The sequence below is a fragment of the Verrucomicrobiota bacterium genome (assembly GCA_016871495.1).
Lineage (GTDB): Bacteria > Verrucomicrobiota > Verrucomicrobiia > Limisphaerales > VHDF01 > VHDF01.
The window spans coordinates 1-3,845 of record VHDF01000176.1; the positions used below are offsets into that span (position 1 = coordinate 1).

Consider the following 3,845-nt stretch of genomic DNA (forward strand, 5'->3'; position numbering starts at 1 on the left):
ACTTCATCCTCGACCGCCTCGCCGAACTTGTAGGTGTGGATGTAGCTCCCGAAAACTTCGAGGCTGGTTTGCTTGTCCTGCTTGAGCAACGGCGTGCCGGTGAAGCCGATGAATACCGCGCCGGGCAGCATGGCTTTCATCGTCTTGTGCAGCTTGCCGCTCTGCGTGCGATGGCACTCGTCCACGAACACGAACAGTTCACCCACCGACTTCGTGGGCTGCTTCTTCAGTTCCTCAAGGAACGCGTCGAAATCATCCACGCCCTTCCGCCCGAACTTGTGAACGAGCGAGCAGAGCAGGCGCGGCTTGGCCTGGCCCAGGTGCGCCATGAGGTCCGCCCCGCTGCTGGTGCGATAGATCGCCTCGCCCGCTTCCGTGAAAACCCGCTCGATCTGTTTGTCCAGTTCATCGCGGTCGGTGAGGATGAGCACACGGGCGTTGGGCAGGTTTTCCAGAATCCACTTTGCCAGCAGCACCATCACGATGCTTTTGCCGCTGCCCTGCGTGTGCCAGATGATGCCGCCCTCGTAATTCTTCACCCGTGCCTGGGCCGCCTTGATGCCAAAATACTGATGCACGCGCGGCAGCTTCTTGATGCCGCCATCGAACAGCACGAAGTCGTGCAGCAACTCGATGAGCCGGTCCTTGCGGCACATCTTGAGCAGATATTTGTCCAGCTTGAAGCGCGTGTCGTCCGCCTCGTCCTCCTTCCATTTCAGGAAATACTTCTCCTCCGTGCCGATGGTTCCGAAACGCAGCCCTTCCGAATCGTTCCCGGCGAACACAATTTGCACCGTGGCAAAGAACCACTCGTGAAACATTTTCTGCTGGTTGGAAAGCAACTGCCGGATGCCGTCGCTGATGGAGACGTAGCTGTTCTTGAGTTCAATCACCGCCACGGCGATGCCGTTGACGTAAAGCACAAGGTCGGGCCGGCGTTCGTTGTCGCCACGCAACAGCACTTCCTCGACGATGACGAAATCGTTCTGCTCCGGCTCCTTCCATTTGATGAGATTGACCGTCTCCGTGACCTTGCCCGCCTCGATCTTCACCGGTACGCCGTAGCGGAGCAGCGAATACACCGCCTTGTTGTTCTCGTAGAGGCTGCGGTTCGGGTTGGTGGCCTCGGTGCGCAGCAGGTAAATCGCCCGGCTTATCTGTTCCGGCGCGTATTTGCACTTCGTCAGCCAGGCCGTAAGCAACTCCTCCTCGATGTTGCTGTTGTCGCGGTCGCTGCGGTCGCCGAGGAAACGGTAGTTGAGTTCATCGCGGAACAGGGCAATCACCCGGTTCTGCGTCACGCGCTCTGGTTTGCCGATGCCGCTCATGACTTCGTGGGTTTGGGTTTGCGCCGGCTCGGCAGCTTCTTCAAGTCCTTCACCGCCTTGTCAAAATCCAGATCCACGGCGCGCGGCTGCGCATCCAGCAGCTTCCGGTAGGGGTCGTATTCCAGCTCCGCCTTCATCTTCGCCTGCTCGGCCGTGATTTTGCCCGCGTGATCCAGCAGCTCGTGTTCGGAGAGCTTCAGAAACTCATCCAGCTTCGCGATCCAGTCCCGCATCGGCATCACCTTGCGTTGCAGCGCGCGCAGTTCGGCAAACTCGATGCAGGCGTTCACGATCCGGTTCAGCGTGCCGAGTTTCTCCGCGCCGAGGTAGTTCTTAGCGATGGACACATCCTCCTTGCGGATGATGCCGCCGGGCCGCGTCGTTAGCAGTCCCATGAAGGGCTTCGCCGCATCCACCCGTGCGTGGATCACCTCCGCCGCCGTCTGGCCGTGTGCCGCCCAGTGCATCTTGTTCTGCACCGTGGCGAAGAACTGCTGCGACATCTCCGTGTTCGGCGTGTAGTCCACGCTCGTCGCGTAAATATCCAGCACCTTCTGGTAAAAGCGCCGCTCCGATGACCGGATGTCCCGGATGCGCTCCAGTTGCTCGTCAAAGTAATCCTTCTGGCCCTTGCCCGGCGGATTCTTCAGCCGCTCGTCGTCCATGGTGAAACCCTTCACCAGATACTCGTTCAAGCGTCCGATGGCCCACCGCCGGAACTTCGTGCCCCGGTGGCTGCGCACCCGGAAGCCCACGGCGAGAATGGCGTCCAGATTGTAGTGTTCGATTTCCCGCGCCACCTCCCGGCGGCCCTCGGCTCGAACTATTCGATAATATCGAATAGTTGCCTCCGGGCGCACCTCTCCCTCGGCAAAGATCGCCTTCAGATGGTAATTCACCGTGTTCACGCCGATCTCGAACAACTCCGCAATGAGTGCCTGCGTGAGCCAGACCGTTTCATTCTCAAAGCGACACTGGATGCGTGTCCGCCCGTCCTCCGTCTGATAGAGGATGATTTCAGATTGGGGCAATGGCTCGTCGTTCATGACTGATTCAATCAAAGTATTGCGGGTCATATTCGACTCCGGCCTTGTTCAGCATCTCCACCAGTTCTTCGCGGAACGATTTCGCCCGGTGATGCTCCTCCTGATTGGCGATGTAATGCCGCACCGCCTCCCGCGAGGTCGCGCTGACGGTAAACGCGGCGTAACCCTCCTGCCAGGCGAAGGCGCGCAAACCGATTTCATCACGCACCCATGTCGAGGCTGCCTTTTTCAATTCGCGCATGACATCCGCCAGGCAATGCGTGGCCTTCAAGCCGACGAACAGATGAACGTGGTCGGCCACGCCGCCGATGCCTTCGGGAAAACCGCCCAGCCCGCGAATCGTCCCGCCGAGATAGTCGTGCAGACGCGCCCGCCATTCGGACGCGATGAGAGGTTCGCGATTCTTGGTGGAGAACACGAGATGGTAATGCAGGCTCAGGTAGGTCGAGGACATCCGATTATGTTGGCGTTGAGAACATTGTTCCAAAGCGCGGGTGAGGCTGGCATCCCTCCGGGATGCGGGATTGATTTCGACCGGTGTCCGGTGGTGTCGCTCGTTCCTCGCTCGACCACCGGCTAATGGCTGAGAACCCTCCGGGTTCGGGAACGGCCATCTCAGCGAGTCGGGGCGAACGCAATGTGGCGACGGGAACGATCATCCCGGTGGGATGCCAGCCATTAGCCGGGGGTTGAGCGACGCGATACCCCCGGTATCCAGACGAAATGGACACGACCCCGGCATGGGTCGCAGCCGCCTTCGGATTCAAAACGGGAATCGGTTTCATATAAGGCGCGTTTTGCCGGTGAGGAGTTCCTGCATCATGGCCTGCTTGAGGGCGCGGGTCTTCTCCCGCCGCTGCTCCAACGCCGCCAGCTCCAAGTCCATCTCCGTCAGCACCTCGGCGATGGCGGTTTGTTCGGCACGATCCCCTGGCAGCCGAATCTGAAATTCAGCGAGTGGGCCTCTGACGATTTGCGGCTGGCCCGATCCCGTCACAAGAACCGAGAAATCTTGTGACTTCAGTAGGTGAAACATGAAGTCCAGATTCACCGACTTGTTCCTGTCCATATTGATCACCATCGCATTGCCTGTAATCCACGAGAACTGCTCGGTTCGATTGACTGTGCCGCAGTTGCCCCGGCAAGAAATCGTGATTTGCGAAGTGGAGTGGTTGTATCGGGAATAGCGTCCGATTATCCCGTTTGCACCGTAGACCGGGAAACCGTCTTCCGTGAACAGAGATTGGCCGATGGTTTCCGACTGATAAAGTTGAGCCAAGTCTCCAAGCTGCTTCACCTCCCACTCGCCGTGGAAGCCGGGGAGGCGGGTTTGGCCGGTGAGGAGTTGCTGCATGGCGGCCTGTTTGAGGTCGCGCTTCTTGGCGATGAGCCGGTCCAGCCCGCCCAGCAGCCCATCCACATCGCTCAACGCCTCCGCGATGGCGCGTTGTTCGCCCACTGTCGGAGGCAT

General features: G+C 59.5%; 4 protein-coding genes. All 4 read right to left on the bottom strand.

All coding sequences use genetic code 11. The annotated features are described in order from the left end of the window. A partial coding sequence (locus FJ404_19540) for an HsdR family type I site-specific deoxyribonuclease (GenBank protein ID MBM3825040.1) occupies positions 1 to 1,328 on the bottom strand: 1,328 nt, incomplete at its 3' end. Then, complete coding sequence (locus tag FJ404_19545; GenBank protein MBM3825041.1) at positions 1,325 to 2,374, bottom strand: virulence RhuM family protein; 1,050 nt, start codon at positions 2,372 to 2,374, stop codon at positions 1,325 to 1,327. The genes FJ404_19545 and FJ404_19540, both read right to left, overlap by 4 nt. 7 nt (positions 2,375 to 2,381) lie before the next feature. Then, positions 2,382 to 2,828, bottom strand: coding sequence for an IS200/IS605 family transposase (gene tnpA, locus FJ404_19550; GenBank protein MBM3825042.1), 447 nt, complete (start codon positions 2,826 to 2,828; stop codon positions 2,382 to 2,384). Positions 2,829 to 3,155: 327 nt separating this feature from the next. Further along, positions 3,156 to 3,845 carry a hypothetical protein gene (locus tag FJ404_19555; GenBank protein MBM3825043.1) on the bottom strand — a complete coding sequence of 230 codons (690 nt, stop codon included), beginning with the start codon at positions 3,843 to 3,845 and terminating at the stop codon, positions 3,156 to 3,158.

Coding starts and splice junctions, on each gene's coding strand:
- FJ404_19545 (MBM3825041.1), bottom strand. CDS start 2,374: ATGAACGACGAGCCATTGCCCCAATCTGAAATCATCCTCTATCAGACG.
- tnpA (MBM3825042.1), bottom strand. CDS start 2,828: ATGTCCTCGACCTACCTGAGCCTGCATTACCATCTCGTGTTCTCCACC.
- FJ404_19555 (MBM3825043.1), bottom strand. CDS start 3,845: ATGCCTCCGACAGTGGGCGAACAACGCGCCATCGCGGAGGCGTTGAGC.